The sequence below is a fragment of the Pseudoflavonifractor phocaeensis genome (assembly GCF_021531815.1).
Classification (GTDB): Bacteria; Bacillota; Clostridia; order Oscillospirales; family Oscillospiraceae; genus Lawsonibacter; species Lawsonibacter phocaeensis_A.
Genome location: NZ_JADYUM010000008.1, coordinates 60,582 through 82,901, shown reverse-complemented (window position 1 = coordinate 82,901; position 22,320 = coordinate 60,582). Strand labels below are relative to the sequence as shown.

At 53.7% G+C, this 22,320-nt stretch carries 23 protein-coding genes, 1 tRNA gene and 1 pseudogene; 5 read left to right on the top strand and 20 right to left on the bottom strand.

Annotated features, from left to right (window positions below; translation table 11 throughout):
* Positions 1 to 10 precede the first annotated feature (10 nt).
* Positions 11 to 658, top strand: coding sequence for a potassium channel family protein (locus I6E42_RS06820; protein ID WP_235371172.1), 648 nt, complete (start codon positions 11 to 13; stop codon positions 656 to 658).
* A 318-nt stretch (positions 659 to 976) separates the two neighbouring features.
* Positions 977 to 1,894, top strand: a complete 918-nt coding sequence (locus I6E42_RS06815; RefSeq protein WP_235371171.1) for a magnesium transporter CorA family protein — start codon at positions 977 to 979, stop codon at positions 1,892 to 1,894.
* 123 nt (positions 1,895 to 2,017) lie between these two features.
* Here I6E42_RS06815 and I6E42_RS06810 read toward each other — a convergent pair whose 3' ends face one another.
* From I6E42_RS06810 to I6E42_RS06735, 16 genes are all read right to left on the bottom strand, one after another.
* A complete protein-coding gene (locus tag I6E42_RS06810) occupies positions 2,018 to 3,304 on the bottom strand; it encodes a cation:proton antiporter (protein WP_412761290.1) in 1,287 nt (428 codons plus the stop codon).
* A 189-nt stretch (positions 3,305 to 3,493) separates the two neighbouring features.
* Entirely contained in the window at positions 3,494 to 5,215 is a 1,722-nt protein-coding gene (locus I6E42_RS06805) for a carbon starvation CstA family protein (protein ID WP_235371169.1), read from the bottom strand.
* A 623-nt stretch (positions 5,216 to 5,838) separates the two neighbouring features.
* The gene (locus I6E42_RS06800; RefSeq protein WP_235371168.1) at positions 5,839 to 6,384 is read right to left on the bottom strand and encodes a sugar O-acetyltransferase; all 546 of its coding nucleotides are present in this window, start codon (positions 6,382 to 6,384) and stop codon (positions 5,839 to 5,841) included.
* 106 nt (positions 6,385 to 6,490) lie between these two features.
* Positions 6,491 to 7,039 (bottom strand): flavodoxin family protein, encoded by a 549-nt coding sequence (locus I6E42_RS06795; protein ID WP_235371167.1) that lies wholly within the window; start codon positions 7,037 to 7,039, stop codon positions 6,491 to 6,493.
* A 33-nt stretch (positions 7,040 to 7,072) separates the two neighbouring features.
* Positions 7,073 to 7,900, bottom strand: a complete 828-nt coding sequence (locus tag I6E42_RS06790; RefSeq protein WP_235371166.1) for a Cof-type HAD-IIB family hydrolase — start codon at positions 7,898 to 7,900, stop codon at positions 7,073 to 7,075.
* A gap of 4 nt (positions 7,901 to 7,904) precedes the next feature.
* Complete coding sequence (gene ptsP, locus I6E42_RS06785) at positions 7,905 to 9,557, bottom strand: phosphoenolpyruvate--protein phosphotransferase (protein WP_235371165.1); 1,653 nt, start codon at positions 9,555 to 9,557, stop codon at positions 7,905 to 7,907.
* Between the two features lie 82 nt (positions 9,558 to 9,639).
* Complete coding sequence (locus I6E42_RS06780; RefSeq protein ID WP_235371164.1) at positions 9,640 to 9,900, bottom strand: HPr family phosphocarrier protein; 261 nt, start codon at positions 9,898 to 9,900, stop codon at positions 9,640 to 9,642.
* A gap of 53 nt (positions 9,901 to 9,953) precedes the next feature.
* Positions 9,954 to 10,226 (bottom strand): hypothetical protein, encoded by a 273-nt coding sequence (locus I6E42_RS06775; protein WP_235371163.1) that lies wholly within the window; start codon positions 10,224 to 10,226, stop codon positions 9,954 to 9,956.
* Between the two features lie 161 nt (positions 10,227 to 10,387).
* Positions 10,388 to 11,215, bottom strand: a complete 828-nt coding sequence (locus tag I6E42_RS06770) for a PTS system mannose/fructose/sorbose family transporter subunit IID (RefSeq protein ID WP_235371162.1) — start codon at positions 11,213 to 11,215, stop codon at positions 10,388 to 10,390.
* A 1-nt stretch (position 11,216) separates the two neighbouring features.
* Positions 11,217 to 12,062, bottom strand: coding sequence for a PTS mannose/fructose/sorbose/N-acetylgalactosamine transporter subunit IIC (locus I6E42_RS06765; protein WP_235371161.1), 846 nt, complete (start codon positions 12,060 to 12,062; stop codon positions 11,217 to 11,219).
* A 36-nt stretch (positions 12,063 to 12,098) separates the two neighbouring features.
* The gene (locus tag I6E42_RS06760) at positions 12,099 to 12,590 is read right to left on the bottom strand and encodes a PTS system mannose/fructose/N-acetylgalactosamine-transporter subunit IIB (RefSeq protein ID WP_235371160.1); all 492 of its coding nucleotides are present in this window, start codon (positions 12,588 to 12,590) and stop codon (positions 12,099 to 12,101) included.
* A 33-nt stretch (positions 12,591 to 12,623) separates the two neighbouring features.
* Positions 12,624 to 13,052 (bottom strand): PTS sugar transporter subunit IIA, encoded by a 429-nt coding sequence (locus I6E42_RS06755; RefSeq protein WP_235371159.1) that lies wholly within the window; start codon positions 13,050 to 13,052, stop codon positions 12,624 to 12,626.
* Between the two features lie 240 nt (positions 13,053 to 13,292).
* Complete coding sequence (locus tag I6E42_RS06750) at positions 13,293 to 14,588, bottom strand: ABC transporter substrate-binding protein (RefSeq protein WP_235371158.1); 1,296 nt, start codon at positions 14,586 to 14,588, stop codon at positions 13,293 to 13,295.
* Positions 14,588 to 15,256: a response regulator transcription factor gene (locus I6E42_RS06745; protein ID WP_235371157.1), complete on the bottom strand. Its 669-nt coding sequence runs from the start codon at positions 15,254 to 15,256 to the stop codon at positions 14,588 to 14,590. The genes I6E42_RS06750 and I6E42_RS06745 overlap by 1 nt, the downstream gene beginning before the upstream one ends.
* Positions 15,253 to 16,587, bottom strand: a complete 1,335-nt coding sequence (locus I6E42_RS06740) for a sensor histidine kinase (protein WP_235371156.1) — start codon at positions 16,585 to 16,587, stop codon at positions 15,253 to 15,255. Before I6E42_RS06740 ends, I6E42_RS06745 begins: the two co-directional genes overlap by 4 nt.
* On the bottom strand, positions 16,587 to 17,561 hold the full coding sequence (locus I6E42_RS06735) for a sugar ABC transporter substrate-binding protein (protein ID WP_235371155.1): 975 nt from the start codon (positions 17,559 to 17,561) through the stop codon (positions 16,587 to 16,589). Before I6E42_RS06735 ends, I6E42_RS06740 begins: the two co-directional genes overlap by 1 nt.
* Positions 17,562 to 18,333: 772 nt before the next feature.
* On the opposite strand from I6E42_RS06735, the gene I6E42_RS06730 reads away from it, so the two are divergent.
* A tRNA-Leu gene (locus I6E42_RS06730) sits at positions 18,334 to 18,420 on the top strand.
* Positions 18,421 to 18,525: 105 nt separating this feature from the next.
* Here I6E42_RS06730 and I6E42_RS06725 read toward each other — a convergent pair.
* The 4 genes and pseudogenes from I6E42_RS06725 to I6E42_RS06710 form a co-directional block, all read right to left on the bottom strand.
* A complete protein-coding gene (locus tag I6E42_RS06725) occupies positions 18,526 to 18,693 on the bottom strand; it encodes a hypothetical protein (protein ID WP_226812126.1) in 168 nt (55 codons plus the stop codon).
* Between the two features lie 74 nt (positions 18,694 to 18,767).
* On the bottom strand, positions 18,768 to 19,709 hold the full coding sequence (gene mobV / locus I6E42_RS06720; RefSeq protein WP_193484030.1) for a MobV family relaxase: 942 nt from the start codon (positions 19,707 to 19,709) through the stop codon (positions 18,768 to 18,770).
* Positions 19,710 to 19,896: 187 nt separating this feature from the next.
* A pseudogene (locus I6E42_RS06715) lies at positions 19,897 to 20,293 on the bottom strand (replication initiator protein A).
* A gap of 109 nt (positions 20,294 to 20,402) precedes the next feature.
* On the bottom strand, positions 20,403 to 20,813 hold the full coding sequence (locus tag I6E42_RS06710; RefSeq protein WP_193484029.1) for a cysteine-rich VLP domain-containing protein: 411 nt from the start codon (positions 20,811 to 20,813) through the stop codon (positions 20,403 to 20,405).
* 298 nt (positions 20,814 to 21,111) lie between these two features.
* Between I6E42_RS06710 and I6E42_RS06705 the strand changes: the two genes are divergently transcribed.
* Positions 21,112 to 21,966: a helix-turn-helix domain-containing protein gene (locus tag I6E42_RS06705; protein ID WP_193484028.1), complete on the top strand. Its 855-nt coding sequence runs from the start codon at positions 21,112 to 21,114 to the stop codon at positions 21,964 to 21,966.
* Complete coding sequence (locus I6E42_RS06700) at positions 21,923 to 22,294, top strand: nuclear transport factor 2 family protein (RefSeq protein ID WP_459559319.1); 372 nt, start codon at positions 21,923 to 21,925, stop codon at positions 22,292 to 22,294. The genes I6E42_RS06705 and I6E42_RS06700 overlap by 44 nt, the downstream gene beginning before the upstream one ends.
* Positions 22,295 to 22,320: the final 26 nt, after the last annotated feature.

Below are 22,320 nucleotides of genomic sequence, written 5' to 3'. Positions count from 1 at the left end.
GAGTATCCATATGAAATCTGTACTTTTGATTGGCCTGGGGCGTTTTGGCCGCCACATGGCGGAAAAGCTGAAGGAGCTGCACCACGAGGTGCTGGCTGTGGACCGGAACGAGGATCGGGTCAATGACATTCTTCCTCTGGTTACCAACGCCCAGATCGGAGACAGCACCAATGAACAATTCATCGCGTCCCTGGGCGTCCGGAATTTTGACCTGTGCGTCGTCGCCATTGGTGATGACTTCCAAAGCTCCCTGGAGACCACCGCGCTGCTGAAAGAGAATGGCGCCCCCTTCGTGCTGTCCCGGGCAGCCCGGGATGTCCATGCCAAATTTCTGCTGCGCAACGGAGCGGACGATGTGATCTATCCGGAAAGGCAGATGGCAAATTGGTCTGCGGTGCGGTATACCGCGGATCACGTGTTTGATTACATTGAACTGACGGACGATCACTCTATTTTTGAAACCGCGGTGCCGGCATCCTGGGTGGGGAAAACCATTGTGGAGCTGGCTGTCCGACAGAAGTACCATATCAATGTGCTGGCTACAAAATATAACGGGAAACTGGAGCCATTGCCCGGCCCCACACATTGTTTCCGGGCAGATGAGACGATTTTTGTTCTCGGCAGCAACCGGGACGTGCAGCGGTTTTTGAATCTGTGAGGATGGTTAGTCATTTGAGAAAACTTGGAAAACACCGTGCGATACCATCCATGATTGGATCAACGATAGGACCGATTGTGGTAAACTACCGCTGATATTCTTACTGGGTTTGGCCGCAGGTTATAAAGAAAAGCATCCTGTATGTTTGACGCTTCTTGTGAGCGTCAGACATACAGGATGTTATCGCAGTGCGGCTTTCCATACATTTTATCGGCCGCAGGTTTTAGAGTTCTCTCGACTTCCTTTGGCTGATCCTTGCACTTAAGCCGAAATGTGATACAATGGCCCCAATCAAAATACACGTTTAAGGAGAATTCGATGTATCAATACAATCTATCCTCTGCACGGAGCCCGCTGACGGAAGCGCCGGATTCTGATAATTGTTTCTTGACCCTGTTGACCTCGGAGGAACTGGATCAGAATCCCCATCTCCCCGGTCTGGAGCAGGTCCTTTGCCATACGCCAACAGCACGGGATGCGCGTGTGTGCAAGGCGGAAACACACCGGAGCTATCTCTGCGGAACGATTGCAACTCCACGGCAGACCAAGGAACAGATCCCCATTGCGTTTGGCTACCTCTTAACAGCAGATCAAATGATCCTTTGTGACGATTCCGGCGTTGCCCATACGATGCTCCATCGGGTTCAAGAGGAGAACCCACAGATGGAAAAGGACGTCGGAGAATTCTTCTATGCGTTTTTGGAGCTTTTAATTACCAAGGATATGCACCACCTGCAAGAGCTTGAAGATAAACTGACCCACCTGGAAGACCAGGTGTTAGCCGGGATCATGAATGACTTCAACCTTCACATGACCGCTTTGCGGAAGGAGGTTGCCGGTTGGATCCATTACTACACGCAGCTGGAAGATATGGTCTGCGAATTTGAAGAAAATGAAAATAAGTATTTTGAAGAAAATAATCTGAAACTGTTCCACCTGGTAGAGAAACGGATCGACCGCTTGAAGAATCAGGCGCAAATGCTGCGGGAGTACGGAATGCAGATACGGGAACTGTTTCAGGCAGAAATCGATATTCGGCAGAATCGAATCATGAAAATTCTTACCATCGTCACCACGATCTTTCTCCCCCTGACACTTGTGACAGGCTGGTATGGCATGAATTTCGCATATATGCCAGAGCTCACCTGGAAATATGGTTACCCGGCTGTCATCGTCATCAGCGTGGCAGTAGTATTGGTTTGCCTTTGGATCATGAAGAAGAAAAAATTCTGGTGAATCCGCGATACCAGTGGAGAGATGATTAAAACAAAAGCCCCTTGCGATTTGGCATGTAAACACCCCATTCGTTAGGCAGCATGCCATACTGTCAACGAATGGGGTCATTTCATTTTCTCAGGCTCATTTTTTATTCATCAAATCATGGTCAGCCTGCAGCAGCCGCTCGGAAACACAATCCAGCTGCTCCGCCTTGTTGTAGCGGTCCACCAGCCGACCATCGCCGTTCGGTTCCCCGCTGTGACCGCGGAACGCCAGCTTCAGCAGGATTGGCGTCAGTATCGTACCGCCCACCACAGTGATAATGATGGGGGTCATCATGGTCTGACTCAAAACACCCATGGACAAGCCGCGGTTGGCCACGATCAGGGCCACCTCGCCCCGGCATACCATGCCTGCGCCCACCTGCAGGCTCTCCTTGTTGCTGAAGCCGCAGAGCTTTGCGCCAAGACCGCAGCCCGTCAGTTTTGAGATCACAGAGACCTCCAGCAGCAGGACGGAGAACAGCACCAGCCGGCCGCTCATGCCTGTCAGCTGCGCGCTGATGCCAATGCTGGCGAAGAAAACCGGCGTCAGCAGCAGATAGCACATAGAGTTGAATTTGGACTGGATATAGGCGGCCTTGGGGGTGCAGGCCACCACCAGGCCCGCCGCGTAAGCACCCGTGATATCCGCTACGCCAAAGAACGCCTCGGCGCAGTAGGACATCACCAGGCACAGCACAAAGGCCAGCACCGTGTTCCGGTGGGTGGCCCAGCCGTGCTGGCGCTCCAGCATCCAGGTGAACAGCCGATAGGCGCCATAGCCAACCACAGCGGCAAAGACAAAGAAGCCCACGATCTTTGCAAGCACCAGCAGGATGCTTTCTCCGCCGCCGGCCACGCTGCTGACTAGGGTCAGGGCGATCAAACCCAGCACATCGTCGATAAGGGCGGCGGCCAGGATGGTATTGCCCGCCTTGGTCTCCAGCTTTCCCATCTCCTTCAGTGTCTCAACAGTGATGCTGACGGAGGTGGCGGTGAGGACCGTGCCCACAAATACGTTCTCCAGGAAACCGCTGCTTTCGATCATTCCCGCTTTGGCAGCGCCCCAGGCCAGAGCTGTGCCCATGGCCAGCGGGACCAGTACACCCAGCAGGGCCACTAAAAAGCCGGCTTTTCCACTATGCTTGAGTTCCTGAATGTCCGTCCCCATTCCGGCGGAAAACATCAGAACGATGACGCCCAGTTCACTGATCTGAGACAGGAACTCTGTCTCAGAGAGGATATTCAGCCCTGCGGGGCCGAGGACCAGGCCCGCCAGCAGCGCACCTACCACTTGGGGCATCTGAAACCGCTGGGTCACAAGCCCCAGCAGTTTGGTACTCAGGAGGATCAGGGCCAGATCTATCAAATAATGATAGGACAAAATCAAAACTTCCTTTCTGATACAAAAAACGTGCAGTTCTATTCGTATCATGCTATCTTAGCCCTTTTTGCCCCATTTTCAATCAGTATTCTGCACAAATTAACAAATGAATTTTGCCGTTTTTCTTCGATTATTAGAACACCGCTCAGACATTTCGTACGTCTGAGCGGCGTTCTCCTGATAGGAAGTTCGTTATGACAGGTGAGCGGCTCCCGTCTGCTTTTCAGCCGGTTGTCCGTCATCCTTTTCCGTCAGCTTTCTGATTCCCTGAACGGCAACAATAACGCCGAGCAGTAGAAGCAGCACCGCAAAAATCAGCTGTAGAGTGTTTCCGAGATCCAAACCTGTTGTCACAAGTTGTCCACCCAGATGATAAATGGTCATTCCCAGCGCGGTAAAGGTGACCGCGATCATGAATGCCATGGGAATCCACAGCATGGCCCCCTGCCGCTTTGTCTTTTTAAGAAATACCGCGCAGGCCACCAGCGCAAGCACGGACAGCAGCTGGTTGCCGGAGCCAAACAGCGGCCAGATCTCCTTGTAGCCAACCTTTGTCAGCAGATAAGCCAGCACCAGCGTCAGGACCGTTGCAAAATATTTGTTGGTCATCAGGCTCTGCCACGGCTTCCTATTCTGATCATTTACATCATCGTCAAGGAAGAACTCCTGGAAGGACAGTCTTCCCACACGTGCCACGGAGTCCAGCGACGTCAGCGCGAACGCCGACACGGCCAGGTTAATCAGGGTAAATACCAGGTTGTACGGCAATCCGACCGCCGTCAGGAAGTTGGCGATGGCTCCGGCAAAAATCTGGGGCTGCGTGACCAAGCCCTGCGCCGCGGCCTCACCATCCGCGAAGGAAGCCACGGCGATCAGCGCGATCACCGCCAACAGGCTCTCCATCAGCATGGCGCCAAAGGACACCGGGAGCATATTCTTTTCGTTTTTGATCTGCTTGGACGCCGTTCCGGAGGAAACAAGAGAGTGGAAGCCTGATACGGCGCCGCAGGCGATCGTCACAAACAGAATGGGGAACAGATACTGCCCGTCCACGCAAAAGCCGGTAAATGCCCTCAAATTGCAGGAGGGATTGGCCACAAAGACACCGATGACGGCTGCCACGATCATGAAGATCAGCAGATAGCTGTTCAAGTAGTCCCGGGGCTGAAGCAGGGCGCTTACCGGGGCGACGCAGGCGACCAGGATGTAAACGAAGATGATGATATGCCAGGTCCCCTGGCTCAGATACACCGGGAAAGCCAGGCCTAAGGCTACCGCCGCTATCAGCATGGCAATGGCAATGGCCGTGTTGACCCATTTATTCAGATGCCCCATCCGCAGGATCATCCCCAGCACGACTGCTTCCAGAATAAACAGCATGGACGTCGTGGCCACCGAGCCGTTTGCCGCAACTTTGCTCACAATGCCGCTTTCGCTGACTGAAAATCCGTTAAACGTTCCCGCGACCACATCCGCAAAGGCTGCCACGACCAGAATGCAGAACAGCCAGCAAAACAGCAGGAACAGCTTTTTGCCCAACTTGCCGATGTACGCTTCAATGATATAGCCGATGGTGCGGCCCTTGTTTTTTACAGACGCGTACATAGACGCGAAATCCTGCACGGCGCCAAAGAATACACCGCCGATCAAAATCCAGAGCAAAACCGGGAGCCATCCGAACATGGCGGCCTGAATCGGGCCATTGATGGGGCCGGCTCCGGCAATGGATGCAAATTGATGCCCAAATACGACGTTCGTGTCTGCCGGCACGTAATCAACACCGTCCTGCATCTCGTAAGCGGGGGTTTCCTTATTGGGATCGATCCCCCACTTGTTCTGCAGATACCGGCCATACAGGAGATACGCGCCTCCCAATACGATGATGGCGATGACCATCATGAGAATTCCATTCACTGATTGTTACCTCTTTTCCGGTTTGTTCAGCTCCGCCCGCGCGCGAAAATCGGAGCTTTTGCTGTATGCATCTATAAAAAAACGCCTCTACAGTCCAATGCGGACTGCAAAGGCGGAGTTTTATCATTCCGTGGTACCACTTTGCTTGCCGCGGCTAAACCGCGGCCCCTCTGTACTGTCTTCCAAACAGCCTCTCCTGTAACGTGGAGAAAACGTCCTGGCTTACTCACCTGCCGCATCATACAAATGCCGCGGTTTTCAGATGGATGCTCCCGGGTGATGTCCCGGAAAGGCTCTCTGCCGTCTCTCACCAACCGACGGCTCTCTGCGTTCAAGTATCCTTCAGGGATGTATCCCGATCATCACATTTCTGGAGCGGTTTTTCACCGCCTCAGTACTTGTTTTATTGTCTGTATTTTAACACTCTATTCCGTGAATGCAAGCGCAATTTTATATACATCTTACAATTATTGAACATATAATTTGTATATACCAACCAATTATCCAAAGTGTTGTAAACGTTCCGGTTGATTTGCAAAGAAGACGGCTCTGCCAAAAGCAGAGCCGCGTTTGCTTCCGCAGTATACAAAGCAGGGCGGAGCCGGTTCCGCCGCAGATACCCTTCAGAGCTTTCTGATGACTTTGGCTGGGTTACCGCCTGCGATACAATGGTCGGGGATATCCTTTGTAACGACTGCTCCGGCGGCTACCACCACATCGTTTCCAATCGTGACGCCGGGCATTACCTTTACTCCTCCGCCGAACCAGACATTGTTTCCAACCTTGATGGGACGGGCATACTCCAGTCCCTTGTTTCTTTCCAGATATTCGATAGGATGCCCTGCTGTATAGAAGCCGCAGTCGGGACCCACAAACACATGATCACCAAATGTTACCTTTGCACCATCCAATATGACGCAGTTGTGATTTGCATAAAAGTTCTCCCCGACTTCGATATTGTACCCATAGTCACACCAGAAAGGTGCTTGTATCAAGAAAGAGGCTTTTGTTTTCCCAAGCAGGCTCTTCAGCAATGCCTGTTGCTCATCAAACTGCGTGGGACGCAAATGATTGTATTCATAACACAGCTCCTTGCAGTGAACCAGTTCATCCGCCAGTTCTTTCGGATCATACGGCATCCCTGCATCCCGTTTTTCCTTCTCTGTCATGCCGCACCTCCATTGGCAGTATCGTACGTTGGCATCATAACAAAAATTCCGCACTGATTGCAAGGCGCGGGCATACAGACAAGGGAGCCACGGCTAAGCGGCGTATTCACAGGGCGTCCGCCAAGGCAGCCGCTCTGGCCGGCCCGTCTGTTACCGTGATGTATCCCACATGCAGGACTCCTGGAACCAGGACCTCTCCGATGACCTCCCACTTGCTCAGCGCCGCCATGCGTTCGAAGGGAATGCGGACACCGTCCAGCACAGACGGATCATGCTCCTCACAGCAGGCGAGCAGCGCGCGCTGCTTTCCGAAATATTCCTCTTTTTCCCGCAGGCAGAAGCAGTACAGATGGTCGATCACCGCCTTGATCTGGGCCGGTATGGTATACCAGTACACAGGCATGGCGAACACCAGCACATCTGCGGAGAGAATGTCATCGGCGATGCTGTTGAACGCCTCATCCACACTGCAGGGCTTTCCGTTTTGATAGCAGGTGTCGCAGGCAAGGCACCCGCCCACATGCAGCCTTGTGCAGTCGATACGCTTCACAGTATGCCCCTTGCTTTCCGCAGCTCTCATGAAGAACTCCGCCATGATGTTGCTGTTACCGCTTTGCCGGGGACTTCCCGTCAAGATCAAAATATTTTTTGACATATAAACTACCTCTTTCGGAGAACGATCCGCAATTCACGGCCGCAGTTGGGCGGGCGGAGTAAATCTCAGATTCTTCAGGGCGATATAGACGCCCTCCTCATCGCAGGAGGTGGTGACCCTTGCCGCTGCTTCCTTGACTGCATCGGGAGCGTTGCCCATAGCAATGCCAAGTCCCGCATGGCGCAGCATCTCCAGATCCACAAAGTAATCCCCCATGGCCACCACCTGTTCCGCATCTAGCCCATAATAGGTCCGGAGCTTCTCCATGGCTGTGCATTTGGAAATGCCCTTGGCAAGCACCTCCAGATATATGGTTCCAGAGCGGGCAAATTCCAGCTCCGGGAATTCCCGGGCCGCGCTGTTTTGAAAGCGGGTGATTTCTTCCGGTGTCCCCATGCAGAGCAGCTTATGCACATGGGACACCGAATTGATCGCTGCCTCCAGCTCTCCTACCAGCGGCTCGCACTGATTCCGCTGAGCGACAAGCTGAACATTCGGGTCGCTGATACTGTCTACCAGCCAAATATCATACATATAGGTGCTGACAGTGACCTTAGGGAATTCCCGGGCAGCAAACTGTTTGAATCGCACGGCGGTATTTCCTTCGATTCCGCGGTCCTCAATGATGGCACGGTCCGCATCCATGATCAGGCTTCCTCCGTAGCAGACGATGGGGCTGTGGAGCCCAACCTGCCCCACTACTATCTCCACACCACTGGGCGAGCGGGCGGAACAGAGGACCACGGGGATCTCCTTCTTTTCCAGACGGTTCAGCAGCGATTTCGTGTTGTGAGAAATCTGGTCATTGGAATCCACCAGTGTTCCGTCAATATCCAACAGGACGATCGAGTAGGTATTCATAGCTTCACTCCAAGCGTTCCAGCGTACAGGTCTGCGCGATGCTCTTGCGGATCTCTGCGCGGAGAGGGAGCACCACAGACGGTGAGACGCTGAGTTCGTCGATACCAATGGCCAGGAAGGTAGGCAGCAGGGAAATATCGCCGGCCAGTTCTCCGCAGATGCCGATCCAGATGCCCGCCTTGTGGGCGGCGTCCGCAGCCTGCTTGATGGCGCGGAGAATAGCGGGGTGGTGTGGATCAAAGAATTTGCCCAGGTCATTGCACTGGCGGTCACATGCCAGCGTGTATTGTGTCAGATCGTTGGTACCCACAGAGAAAAAGTCTACCAGCTTGGCGAGGTCCTCCGCCATGAAAATGGAGGCCGGTGTCTCCACCATAATGCCGATCTCCGTGTCGGGATTGAAGGGGATGCCCTCGGCGGCAAGTTCACTCATCACGCTTTTGCAGGCCCGCCGGCACTCCTTAACCTCCCAGACAGAGGTGATCATGGGGAACATGATGGCCACCTTGCCGTAAGCGGAGGCCCGGTAGAGGGCCCGGAGCTGCGTACGGAACACCTCCGGTCGATTCAGGCAAATGCGGATGGCCCGCATACCCATGGCGGGGTTTTCCTCTTTGTTTAGCTTGAAATAGTCCACTTGTTTGTCCGCACCGATGTCCAGGGTACGGATGACCACCCGCTTGCCGTCCATGGCAGCGGCCACAGCCCGGTAAGCCTCGAACTGCTCGTCCTCGCTGGGGTAATCGTCAGCGGCCAGATAGAGGAACTCAGAGCGGAACAGGCCGATGCCCTGGCCATCGTTGGCCTTGACTGCCCCCAGATCATCAGGCGAGCCGATATTGCAGTAGACCATCATTTTTTTGCCGTCCAAGGTCACGTCCTCCTGCCCCTTCATCGTCAGCAAGAGCTGCTTCATCTCCTGCTGCCGCTGATATTTATCTGTCAGGGCGGCCAGCGTGATCTCGTCGGGGTCCAGCACCACCTTTCCGGTCTCTCCGTCGATGTAGGCCAGACGACCGTTGTATTCTTCTTTCAGCCCGTCTCCCAGGCCGCAGACCGCCGGAATGCCCATGGTCCGGGCCAGAATGGCGGTATGGCTGTTGCCGGAGCCACCCCGGGTGGCAAAGCCTAAAATTTTCGATTTGTCCAGCTGTAACGTCTCGGAGGGGGCCAGATCCTCCGCCGCCAGGATCACCGGCTCGTCGGAGTCGATGCCACCTTCCACAACGCCCATCAGGTTGTTGAGGATGCGCTGGGTCACGTCCTGAACGTCCGCCGCCCGAGCCTGCATATAGGCGTCGTCCATGGCGGCAAACATGGCTGCGAACTGTTCGCCAGCCGTCTTGACCGCGTATTCGGCGTTGCATCCCTCGTCCTCCAGGATCTCCGCGATCATGGCGGTGTAGTCTTCATCCTCCACGAACATGGCGTGGGTCTCAAACAGAATGGCGGAATCCTCTCCCGTCTCCTGCCTGCATTTGTCAGCCAGCGCCTCCAGCTGTTCCATGGACGCCTGCTGCGCGGCGGCCAGACGTTCCTTTTCCGCCTGAAGGTCCTCCACCGCGGTTTTGACCACGGTATTGTCCGGACGCTGATAAAAATAGAGCTTGCCCTTGATAACGCCCGCGGACACGCCCTTGCCTTGCATTAAAACCATAGTGTCTCCTCCTGATCTAAAAAAGCGGCGGGCGCCGGGCCAGCTTAAAGGCAAACGGAACAGACGCCCGCGGCGGACGAAATCAAAGGTTTTCCTCGAAGAACTTTTGGACAGCGGCGATGGCGTCGTCCTCAGCGGGGCCCTCGGTTGCGACGGTCACTTCGTCGCCCCGCTTGACGCCCAGGCTCATCAGCTTCATCAACTGGCTGGCCTTGACGGTCTGGCTGCCCTTGGTCACGGTAATGACCGTCTCTCCATAGGGCTTCGCCAGCTTTGCCAGCTGGCCGGCGGGACGGGCGTGGATGCCCAGCTCGTCCCGAATCAGAAATGTAAACTGCTTCATAATCCATGCTCCTTTACAGAATCGGCCCGCAGGCCGTATAATAATCGATCAGTTTATTGAAGGGTACTCAAAATGGCCTCTACGTTGCGGCGGCCGTTTCGGATGCTCAGATTGACCACAAGGGTGAGCAGGAAGCAGATGCCGGCCAGCACGGCGGCAGCGACGCCCAGGGCAAAGACCCATCCGCTGCTGCGCAGTCCGAACACCGCAAGAGTCAGGATGCAGGCGGTCAGAACAAACAGGTTGCGCCGCCATTTACCCAGTGCCGCAAGGGCCTGCTTTTGCCGCTTCGCCTCATCAAGTGCCTGTGTTTTGGTCAGCATCATGCTTCCTCCTTGTTGTTTTGATACTATGCTCCCATTAAAATAGGATATTTTAATGGGAGCCGCCACGCTTCGCGCGTCGGCGCGTCTCATAAGAATCCAACGCGCCGTTGGCGCTATAAAAATAAGACAAATGTCTTATTTTTGATGGATTCTAGTATGAATCAATAAGACAGCTGCGGGTCGAAGAATCCCAGCAGGACGCCCACAAAAGCGACGGCCACCAGAATGAGCATGACCACGACGGGGCTCAGGCGTTTCTTGCTGAGTAAGTACCAGCACAGGATGACGAAAACGGGGCTGAGGATCTTGGGATAGACGCTGTCCAGCGTGGACTGAAGATCCACAATGACGCCGCCCTCGCTGTTGAGCATCTGGAAAGAGGTCGTAATGTTGATCCACATGGCGGTAACGCCGCCGATAACCATGGTGCCCAGCATGATGATGGCTTCGCGGATGGCGTTCGCTTTTTCTCCCACCAGATATTCCACCGCTTTGCCGCCCAGCTCATACCCCTTGAAGTACAGGAAGCGCATGATGAAGAACATGCCGATGTTCCACACCAGGATGAAGAAGATAGGACCGAGGACAGAGCCGCCGCCGGACAGGCCCAGCGCGATACCCAGCAGGATGGGGAGCAGTGTGCCCACGACCAGGGAGTCGCCCATGCCGGCCAGAGGGCCCATCAGACCGGCGCGGATGCCGTTGATGGTCTCGTCGTCCACTTCCTCGCCGTTGGCCCGGGCCTCTTCCATACCGGCGGTAATGCCGACGACTACGGAGCCGACCTGGGGTTCGGTGTTGAAGAAGGTAGAATAGGTCAGGACCTTTTCGGTCTGTTCCTCGTTGGTGTCATAGAGTTCCTCCACAATGGGGAGCATGGCGAGCATATAGCCAAAGGTCTGCATATGCTCCTGAGAGAAGCAGGTCAGGTGGCCGTAGAACCAGTTGCGGAAGGAGCGGTTCAGAGCCTTACGAGAGAGCTTTTTCATCTTAGATGTCCTCCTCATCATCGTCATCTCCCGCGACGGCCACGGCCGCGGCAGGGCGCAGGGAGAGGGTGCGGATATTGTACTGGATCAGAGCGAAGAAGCCGCCGATGATCGCGCAGCCAATCAGGTTCAGATTCATGCAGGCGCACAGAGTAAAGCCTACGAAGAAGGTCAGGAAGTCCTTGGGCTTGGAGATCACCTGCTTGAGCAGAATGGCGACGCCGACAGCGGGAAGCAGGGAACCGACAGTGAACAAGGTCTTCATGGCCAGACCGTCCATAGGCAGATAGTCCTTGATGATCTGGACCATGTCGGCGCCGAAGTAGCAGATGATGAAGGTGGGAATGAAGGAGCAGAGCAGATGAGAGATCCAGGGCAGGACCATGTCCACCAGGTAAAGTTTTCTCAGCTTGCCCTGCTTGACCCAGGCCATGCCCATGTGCTGCCAAACCAGGTTGACGGTAGCGGTGCCATAGAAAAGGACGGTGCCCAGCGTGCCGACGGTGGCGGCCATGGAAACGGCGAAGCCGGCGGCCTCCGCGCTGGCAGGGTCAAGGCCGGTGGAACTGACGTACAGCATGGCCAAGGGAATACCGATGTAGGAGATGGCCCGGACGTCGGCGGAGACGGTGCCGCCGGGAGTGACCAGGGCGATGTACACGATCTGGATAGCAGCGCCCAGCATAATGCCCATGGGCACGTTACCCAGGATCAGGCCCACCACCAGGCCGCCGATCAGCGGGCGGCCCAGGGTGTAGTTGCCGAAAACAGTACCGCCCAAACCGGGCATGGAGGAGAGACACGCACATAAGCCAAGGAGCGCGGCTTGCACGACATTGATCGTCATAATGAAGTCATCCTTTCTTTTCTTCTTGGGAAGTGCTTAGTTATAACCGAACTGTCCCCGGAATTTTTTCCAGTTGCCGATGGCAGCCTCTTTAATGAGGGCAAATTCAATGTTGTAGCCCGCGGCCATCAGTTTTTCAAAAGCAGCAGCCTCCTCCTGGGTGATGGACTGGTTGTTGCCCAGCTTCACGGTGCCGGGACGGTCGTTGCAGGGTCCCACCACGATTTCCTTCAGGCCGGGATCAAAGGGCTGGTCCAGCAGGATCTTCGCCATATCCACGGGATTCTTGGCGATGAGGAAGTACTGGTCCGCGCTGGCCACCACTTTGTCCTTCTTCTTCTGCCAGTCCTCCAGCGTCCAGACGAAGGTCTTCTTGTCACTGGCGTTCTTGTAGGCGTTCTTCAGGACCGGGTTGGTGGCGGCCTTGTCGTTTACGGCCACCAGGCCGGTGCAGGGATATTCCAGAGCCCAGCGGGTGCAGGTCTGGCCATGGATGATGCGATCGTCGATGCGGATAAACGTGATCATAAATTCTCCTCCTATCGTTATCTTGCTTTTGTTTTAGATACCGTCGCCGTCATCAGCGTCGTCTGCGCCGGTGCTGAACTGCCGGATCTGCTCGACGGCGCATTCGATCATGGCATTCACGGTCTCGTCCAGAGGCTCATCCTCGTTCTCAATAGCGGTGACCGCCAGAGGCAGGTTCATGCCGCCGATGGCCCGGACGTTGGCCAGGTCCAACTGCTCCGCCAGGGCTTCCATAGTGGTGGTCAGGGGCGAGCCGCTGATCAGGTCGGCCATGACGATGACCTCGTCCTCGTTGGTGATGGGTTCAATGAGAGCTTTCACATTCTCCTTGAACTCGGGAAGCCCCATGCCATCCTGGAAGGCCACATGAAAGACATCATCCCGTTCCCCCACCAGCATGGCCAGAGCTGTACACATACCGGATGCCAGCTCCCCGTGGCTGACAAAGATTAAATAGCGCATATTCCCATTCCTCTCCTCTGCTGTTGTATTTTTGCGCTTGCGATGGTTGTATTTTACAAAATACACATCAACAGCACATCTGAGTTTTGTCACGATTCTCATGTGACAAATGTCATATCTTTTGCCCACTTTAGAAAGGGTTTTCCTTTTCACGCAAGTTGTGACCTTGTTTTTGGATAAAACGCCAAAAACCCTGTTCGAAGTGTAAAACTCCGAACAGGGTTTTGTTATGATTACGTATCAGGACTTGCTGAGGTAGATGTTGATCTCCCTCTGGGCCGCCAGCAGGCGGCTGTTCAAAGCGTCATTGCTGGTCATCACCTGAGTGACCGCACTCTGCGCCATGTTCAGCGCCTGCTCATAACCGTCAAATTTGGGAGCGGTGACAGCTGTTTGCATGATGCTGCTCACCACATCCCGGCTGAAGCTGCTGCCGCCCGGGATATCCCCGCGAAGCTGACTGAGCATCTGATCGTCCTCCGCCACGTCCCGCAGAGGTGAGATCCCGTGAGAATAGGCGTAGAGCTTCTGTTGGGTCGTCTCGTCAAAGGAGAGGAGCTTGGCAAACTCCCAGGCCAGTTCCTTGTTCCGGCTCCTGGAGCTGACACCCAGCAGCATCGTACGCAGCTCCGAGGTGTTGCTGCCATGGGTGCCCGCCGGCATACAAATGCAGTCCCACTCAAAGCCGGAATACTTCTTGACCCGCCAGGGATAGGGCTGATAGGCCCGGTATTCCGAAAACAGGAAGGGGCGGAAGGCCACGCCTCCCAGGTCAAAATCTTTGGAGGTCACTGTGTAGCCATCGTTCAATTCATTGAGCCGCTGCACAAAGCGGATGGCCTCCTGTACATTCTCACCGGCCAGATCACAGGAGCCGCCGTCCTCGGAGAACAACGCGGCGCCGTTAGCGTTCAATGCGTCCAGCCAGGTGTAGCCATAGACGCCAAACTGGTGCTTTTCCACGTCCGTCACCTGGGCGCAAATAGAATAGAAGTCCTCCCATGTCCAGGTGTTGTCCGGCACTGCGATACCGCATTTCTCCAGAAGCGTTTTATTCACAAACATCATGGTGGGGACGCTCTCATAGGGCAGGGCGTACTGGCTTCCGTTGAAAACGCCGGTGTGCAGACAGGGTTCGTAATAGGCAGCCGAATCGAAGGCTGGGTCCGATGCCATGGGTCCGTCCAGGTTTTCCAGTGCGCCGGAGGAGGCCAGCAGGTTAAAATCCTCCGGGAACACGAAGTACACATCCGGCTCCGTTCCCTTCAGGATCTGCTGGGCCAGCCATTCGCTGTAAGCGTCTGCGCTAATGCCGCTGACATACTCCACGTTCACGCCGGGATGTTCTGCCTCAAAGCGGGCAATGGTCTCGTCCAGGATCTGATAGCAGTCACCGGTGGGTGTCCCCCAGTAGCTGCCGGAGTAGACACCGACAGTCAAGGTGGCGTTGCCTCTCCGGCCACAGGCCGTTCCCATGCCCAAAAGCAGGACTGCCGCCAGAAACGCCATCAGCCATGTTTTGTATCTGCGCATCATCAGCCCGGCCCCCGATTCACTACGCCAGACTGCACCGCCCAAATGGCCAGCTGGGTCCGGTCCCGCAGGTCCAGTTTGAACAGGATGCTGCTGATGGCGTTGCGCACCGTACCCTCCGACAGGCAGAGTTCCTGAGCGATCTCCTTGTTGGACATGCCGCAGCCCACCGTGCGGATGATCTGCCATTCGCTTTTGCTGATGTCCCGCGCAGCGCCCTCGTCTACCTGGACTCTGGTAGAATTCTTCGCCAGATTGGAAAACTGGCTGATGACCTTGCTGGCGATATTGGGATTGATCAAGGCGCCGCCGCTGTACGCGATGTTGATGGCTTCAGCCAGTTCGGAGATGCCGCTGCCCTTCAGCAGATAGCCGCTGGCGCCGTGTTTCAAAGCGCCGAACACGTATTCGTCATCATCGAAGGTGGTCAGGACGATGACTTTCGTCTGGGGATACCGCTCTTTGATGAGTCGCGTTGCCTCTACACCATCCATTTCGGGCATACGGATATCCATCAGCACCACATCCGGCCGGTGGGCCGCCACACTTTTCAACGCCTCCGCGCCGCTGGCGGCGGTATCAACCACCTCGATCCCCGCGCTGACATTCAGCACGATCTTCAGGCTCTGGCGGATCAGCTCCTGGTCATCTACGATCAAAACTCTGATCATGTGGGCAAGCCTCCCTCTTTTTCCCGAACCGGGATATTTGCGGTGACAAAGAATCCTCTGTGGCAGTCCTCCGGGGTGTCCCAGCGGTTACCACAGGTCAAAGCGCCTCCCAGAAGTGCCAGCCGCTCCTTCATGTGCCGCAGACCGAAGCCATCCTCCACCTGCTCACAGCCAAGGCCGTTGTCCCGAACGTCCACCGTCAGCAGATTTTCCTGTCTCGTCAGCTTGATCTCAATTCTGGTGGCATGGCCGTGGCGCACGGCATTGGTCATGCCTTCCTGAATGACCCGGTAGACGGTGTCGTCCTCGTCAGGCGCAAAGGCAAGGTCGCCGGCCAGTTGCTCATATGTAATTTCAATACCGGTGGTCAGGCGGAAGTTTTCCACCAGCTTTTCCAAGGCCTCCGCCAGAGAGCGCTGCTCCAGCGCGTCCGGACGCAGGGCCTTGATGGAGCGCCGAACGTCCGTCAGGCCCTCACGGGCAGACTGGGCAATGATCTGAAGGCGTTTTTGAGACTCCTCCGGTGCCGCCGAAAACAGCGCCAGGGCAGCGTCAGCTCCCATGATGATCCCCGTCAGCGTATGGCCCAGTGTGTCATGGATCTCCCGGGCCAGCCGGTTCCGCTCCCTGATCTCGGTCATACGCTCCAGCTTGACCGCGTAGTCCTTCAGCTGGATATTGGCGTCATTGAGCTGCTGATTCAGCTTTCGGATGCGCTCTTTTTCCGCCCGCTCTCCCGTAAACAACAAAATCATGTAGAACACGAACAGCAGCACATTTCCCGATACCAAAATGCTCTCGATCCCGGTGAAAAAGCCCCGGGCAAACTGATCATAGTATCCCAGATAATCGCTGAAGGCCACAGGGGCAGATACCAAAGACACGATCTCAAACTTGGAAAAAGCGAAAATAAAAATCAGGATCACCATGAAGCAGAGCCGAACGCGGTTTCTCTGTACATAGTGGACCAGATCCGCGAGGACCAGCAGAGCGACGCCGCTGTAATAGAAGTTCAGCGATGCGATCACGCCTACGCACAGCAGGATCTCTGCGATACAGACAAGGAGTCTGTCCCGGAGCGAGTATATCTCCCGCCGGGATTTTCCGTGGATAAGCAGAGACAGCAGCAGATAGAGGCTGACGGCCTGCGCAGGCATCAGCCAGGGATACCGGGGCAGCCGCCGCACGGAGGCCAAAAAATCGTAAGCTCCGAAAGAATCACAGAGCCTGTAAGTCGTTACGACGCAGATGAGGCAGTAATAGAGGATCACCGCCAGGTTCAGCACGGCCATGACCACAGCGATGTCGTTTAATCTTTTCTCGTTCTCCATCACTGCCACCCGTCCATTCCGTATCTGCCTACATTTTCCGCAGTGAGCAATTTTACTGGGACGATGATTTCCCGCTGCTGGCAGGCACCGTCAACAGCCAGATAGGCCTGAGCCGCCGCTTCTTCCGCGATCTTACAGGGAAACTGTGCGCAAGTCGCCGTCATCAGATGGTCGTTGACCAGCACCTTTCCCTCCGGCGAGCCGTCCACACCGTAAACCAGGAAACGCTCTGCGTAGCCAGCACCCTGAATGGCGGCCAGCGCCCCCAGAGCGCTGGGGTCATTCAGCGCCATGACAGTATCCGCTTCGGGCGCCTGTTCCAGCAACTGTTCCATAATCGGCATGGCGTTTTCAATCTGGCCGTCTGATTGACCCGACGCCAGTACCTCAAAGCCGTCATGTCCCTGAATAGTATCAAGGAAGCCCTGAATGCGCTGTGTGCCGGAGCGGGCCGTGATGTGTTCCAGCAAGATGATTTTCGCGCTTTCACGCACCGACAGCAAATGCTCCGCGCACAGCACGCCTGCCTGATAGTTGTCCGACAGGATGGAACAGGTCACAAGTTCTGTGTTGAGAACCGGGGCATCCACCACGATCACCGGGATCTCTGCTTCCGCAGCGGCCTCCAGCCCCTCCTTGACCGTATCCCACTCCACAGGAGTGAGGAAAATGGCTTCCACCCCCGCGTCGATCAGGTCACGGATCTCCTCATTCTGACGCTGTTGATCCATAGCCGCATCTCTTGTCAGAAGAATATCGCCCTCTGCCTCGATTTCCGCCCGCAGTTGAGCGTCCAGCACCTGATAATAGGGGTTGTTCATGGTCATATAGGTAGCGCCAAAGACCCGCTGGCCTCCTGTGCGGTCAGCGGAGATGTCCTTGGGGCAGAAAAATAGCAGGTAGACCACTGCCAGCAGCAGCGACAGCACAATGGCGCAGCCGGCAAAAACAGAGATATCTCTTGAACGTCTCAATGCGCTCTCTCCCCCTGACTCTTTTTCCGTTATGCCGCCTCGCCACAAGTACAGCAGCGTATACACCAGCTTTTAAAGCCATCGAAAAGATGCAGGCATAATGCCTGTATCATATTCATTCCATCGTTATTATAGCACGCTTTCTTCCACTGTGGAAAGGGCAAAATTCTTTGGCTTTGTTATAGACCATCCGGTAGATGGTCCCGCTGATGAAAAAGGTATATCTATAGTTAACAGCTCGAAGAATTTGCACGATTCTCTGTTAATAACAGCACAACGATTTCATCTGCTTACTGAAAGGACAAGTGAGCGGATTCTTCGCACTTTTATCTGATACTACATAAAAGCAAATCTGATTTTATCAAGATTTAATGCCATGCCTCAATTATAAAGCGCACGCTTATGATCAAAAAGGCGGTTTCACTATGTAAATCGAAGTTAGCGTGATTGGTGTTCTCACCATTGCAGTCCAGGGTTATCTCACCTGGAACTTATGAGGGAGAAGCAAGAAACACTATGAACTCGGAATTACAGTATGTGCTCTATGTAGGTAGAGACTATTTGTTTTACTTTTATCCTACTTAAACAATAAGTATTCTATCTTTGAAGTTCACAAACAGAAGCCACCTGACAACAACCGGCAATCTTCTTCCCGAAGATTGCCGGTTTTATTTTTCCCTGTCCTCTCCGGTTTCGATGCGGCAATCAAAGAAGAAAGTTATCTTGGGGCTTGCCAAACCTCTTTTTTTCAGGTATAATATTTACCGCACCTGCCGGTGTGATGGAATTGGTAGACGTAGTGGACTCAAAATCCACCGCTGGCGACAGCGTACCGGTTCGAGTCCGGTCACCGGCACCAGACCATGATAATCCGAACCCGGTTCCAATCGGGGACGGATTCGGATTTTTAGTATATCTATGCTAAAGCAAAAGCGGCGGTATCATAACGATACCGCCGCTTTTGTTATACGCTTTTATGTTGTTCTGCTTCCTTTGCCCTCTGTGCTTTCCATTCTTCAAATTCTTTCTGCCCCTCCGGGCTGGCAAAGAATTTCTGAATTTCGGGAAGCAAGCACCGGGCAAGGGCATTTATCTCATACTGTGGGATTTTGTCCGAGTGCTTTTCTGCCATAGCTCGCCTTTCTTTATTCAGTTGTCAAGGTACAATGCCGCATAGGGGCGGCGTAAAAATCTGCTTATAATCAATCACCTTTCCTTTGTGTGTCGCTGTTGCCGTTTCAATTCCGCCAGCACCTCCGGCGGGATACGGTCAACAAGTTTCTGAATGTTCTGTAGTTCGCTTTCCAGCTTCGCCCGTTCCATACGGTCTTTCATCTTGCCGTTTTCACTGGCTCTGGCTCTTGCTTCCAGCTTTTCATTTTCAGCTAACAGGTCACTTATCGTGACCTTGTATTTTTTGAGCTGCCCGGAGAAATTCTCCATCTGGGGAAACCACTTTTTCAGCATGGAGAGGGCTTCCTCTTTCTTCTTCCCTGCATTGAACGGGGTAATGCCGTCCAGCGTGGCTTCAATAGCTCTTGCCTGTTTGGAGAGATTGACCGCCTGCTTGAACAGCCGGGTGGGAATATGCTTCCTGCCTGTCTTGCTGGCACTTTCTCCACGCTCCAAGTCTGGATATTTCTCCACCATATAGGCGTGAAAATCGTCCTGCCACTTTGTGAGGTTGGCTCTGTTCCCAATAATCTCCTTTGCACACAGCCGGTTGTCCTGCGTCAGTGGAACAAAGACCAAATGCAGATGGGGTGTTTTTTCGTCCATGTGTACCACCGCCGACACGATATTTTCTTTGCCTACCCGGTTAATGAGGAAGTCAGCCGCCCTCTGAAAAAACGCCTGTATCTCCTTTGGGGGGTTGCCCTTGAAAAACTCCGGGCTGGCGGTAATCAGCGTATCGACAAACCGAGTACTGTCCTTACGGGTACGGCAGCCTGCCTGTTCAATACGGTTCTGTATAAAGTGGTAGTACCTGCCCTCCGGCTTGACAATGTGGAAATTGTACTTGCTCCGGCTGGTGTCAATGTCGGGATTGCTGGCGTACTGTTCCTTTTGCCTTTCGTGATGGGCTTCCAGCGGTCTTGCCGGGTTGCCCTTGTGCTTTTCAAATCGCAAAATTGCGTGTTGTGCCATAAACTCCTTTCCTCGTTCCTTTCCCTTCCGTTCCCGGGGTTTTCCACAAGGAAAATCCCGCCCCAAATAGCTCTGATAGGATTGGAATGGAATCGATATAAATAAATCATTTTAATCTCTGTATTTCTATACCGTCCGATTTCGGTACTCCAAGAGGGCTGATTTTTGTACTCGTCAAGTACGGTTTTCAGCTCTCCGGCGTACCAAAATGGAAATTCAAGAAGTCAGAGATTGGAACTGCCCTCATAGGATTTTGGGTAAATGCGGTTGGGTTTTCCACAGCCCTGTTTCTTGATGTCGATCAGCTCTGCATACTGTAATTCCCGCAGGGTGTTGACTGCCTTTTGCCGCCCACAGTGAAGCAGGCCCACTACCTCACAGATGGGATAGTACAGGTAAATCCGTCCGTACTCGTCAGCCCATCCATTTTTGCGGGATAGGTCTGCCCGGCGCAGGATAAAGGCGTACAGCAGCTTTGCTTCATTGGATAATGGCTGATAGGTTGGTGCTTCAAACAGGAAATTGGGAAGCTGGGTGAAGCTCTGCGCCCGTTCCTGTTGGTAGTGATAGATAAACTTCGTCATAGTGTCTTATGGACAATTAGAAGCCCTGTTTTGAGAGTTAGCGATAAAGAATACCACCTGCCCTGGTTTGGTGTTCGGAAAGCCCCATAAATACAGGATTTTTTCGCCCCTAATTGTCCACGCACGCCCTCCTTTTCCGTTCACTTTCTGCTTTCTGCCGCCTGTGAACGCTGACGGCACAATCCGGGCAGTATTTCGCCCGATTAGAGCCGGGAACAAAAGCTCTCCGGCAGACAATACACCGTTTTGTGTCCTTATCCCGGAAAATCTCTGCTTCCAGCGTCCGATCCAGCGGCAGGACAGCCCAGCGGAAATGCTTGCAGCAGACCGAGAAAGAAATCGTCTGCGGACAGATACAGGTATCGCCATCATCCAGCACAATGCAGTTGCCGCTGTCATAGCTGCAACATTCCCGGCGAATCAAGGCGTTTGCCCGTTTCCGCTGTGCTGGGGTCATGCGGTACAGAGAGCCGTCCGGCTTGCGCTCCAACGGCGGCAGCTTTTTGAGATTGTTTTCCATGTGTGTCCTCCGCTTTGTCTGATTGCCGTTTTCCCCGAAAAGGCTTCCTGCCCCATTTCTGCGGCGTGTGTTCTCCGTTGGTACGCAAATGCGATACTTCGCCGGGAGAAATATTCCTTTTTCGGACGGTCATTCTGTTTTCAAGGTGCAGCTCATCGATGAACTACCCTAAGTCTACACGAAAAAAATGCAATCCTCGGAATTTTGCGAGAATTGCATTTCTGTGAAGTTTACACTTTTAAAATTGCATTTTTGCAATTTTGCTGTATAATAGAGTTATACGGAGGAGGTGCATACTATGGCTTTACCCGGAACACCCGGACAGAGGATTTCTGACCTATGCAACGGAAACAAAATCAAACAAAAAGAACTTGCAGAGAAGATCGGCGTTTCCGCTTCCCAGCTGAGCCGCATTGTCAGCGGCGAAACAAGGACAGTCAGCAGCGATATTCTCATTGGTGTGGCAAAGGAATTTAAGGTGTCCACCGACTATATACTGGGGCTATCCAATATCAGCGTCCGCAAAAGCTATGATATATCCGAGCTGGGCTTGTCCGAGGGAGCAGTCAAAGGGCTTGTGACGGGTGCTGTGGATGTGCAAATCCTAAATCGCTTGCTGGAACACAGGAACTTCCCGAAACTGATAGATTTGATACGGATTTATTTTCAGGACACAGCGGCAAAGGGCATTATGGCACGAAACCAGCTTATTGAAATGGCAACGGCTTCCCTGTCTGATCTGATGAAAGAACACCCGGAACACCGGGCAGAAGCAAGACAGGACTTGCAGTTCTTGAACGCACAGAAAATGGGCGACCATGAAGCAGAGATTGAGAAAATCAAGAATGTGTTCCTTGCTATCCTGCGGGACATTAAGAAAGAGATGGACAGCGGCGAGCAGCCGGGAGAAACCATTACCGCTGCCATGTTCCAAACTATGCAGGAAGCCATGAAAAACCACCAGCAGGAGCCGCTTTCTATGGATGATGTGACCGCTATGATTGCCGGACGGGTCGGGCAGCTTCTTCCGATGGACGAGGAAACTGCCGGGCAGTTCCAGCAGTTGGCGAAGAAAATGATTGAACTGGCAGGCAAGGAAACAAAGATAGATGGAGGAAATCATGATGTTACGACCAAAAGAAGTAGTATGTAAATGGGTAGATGCTTTTAACGACCACGATGTTGAGGCAATCGTGAGTCTGTACCATGATAACGCAACCAATCATCAGGTAACAAATGAACCGGTGATTGGGATAGAGGCAATCAGAGAAATGTTCACAACAGAATTTACCACAGCTGATATGACAGCCATTGTAGAAAATATATTTGAAGATGGGCAGTGGGCAATTTTAGAATGGAGAGACCCATTAGGATTAAGAGGCTGCGGATTTTTCCATGTTGTGAACGGGAAAATTTTATTTCAAAGAGGTTACTGGGATAAACTTTCCTTTTTGAAACAACATAATTTGCCTATTGAATAGATAGAAAACTTCTAATTGAAGGAGGA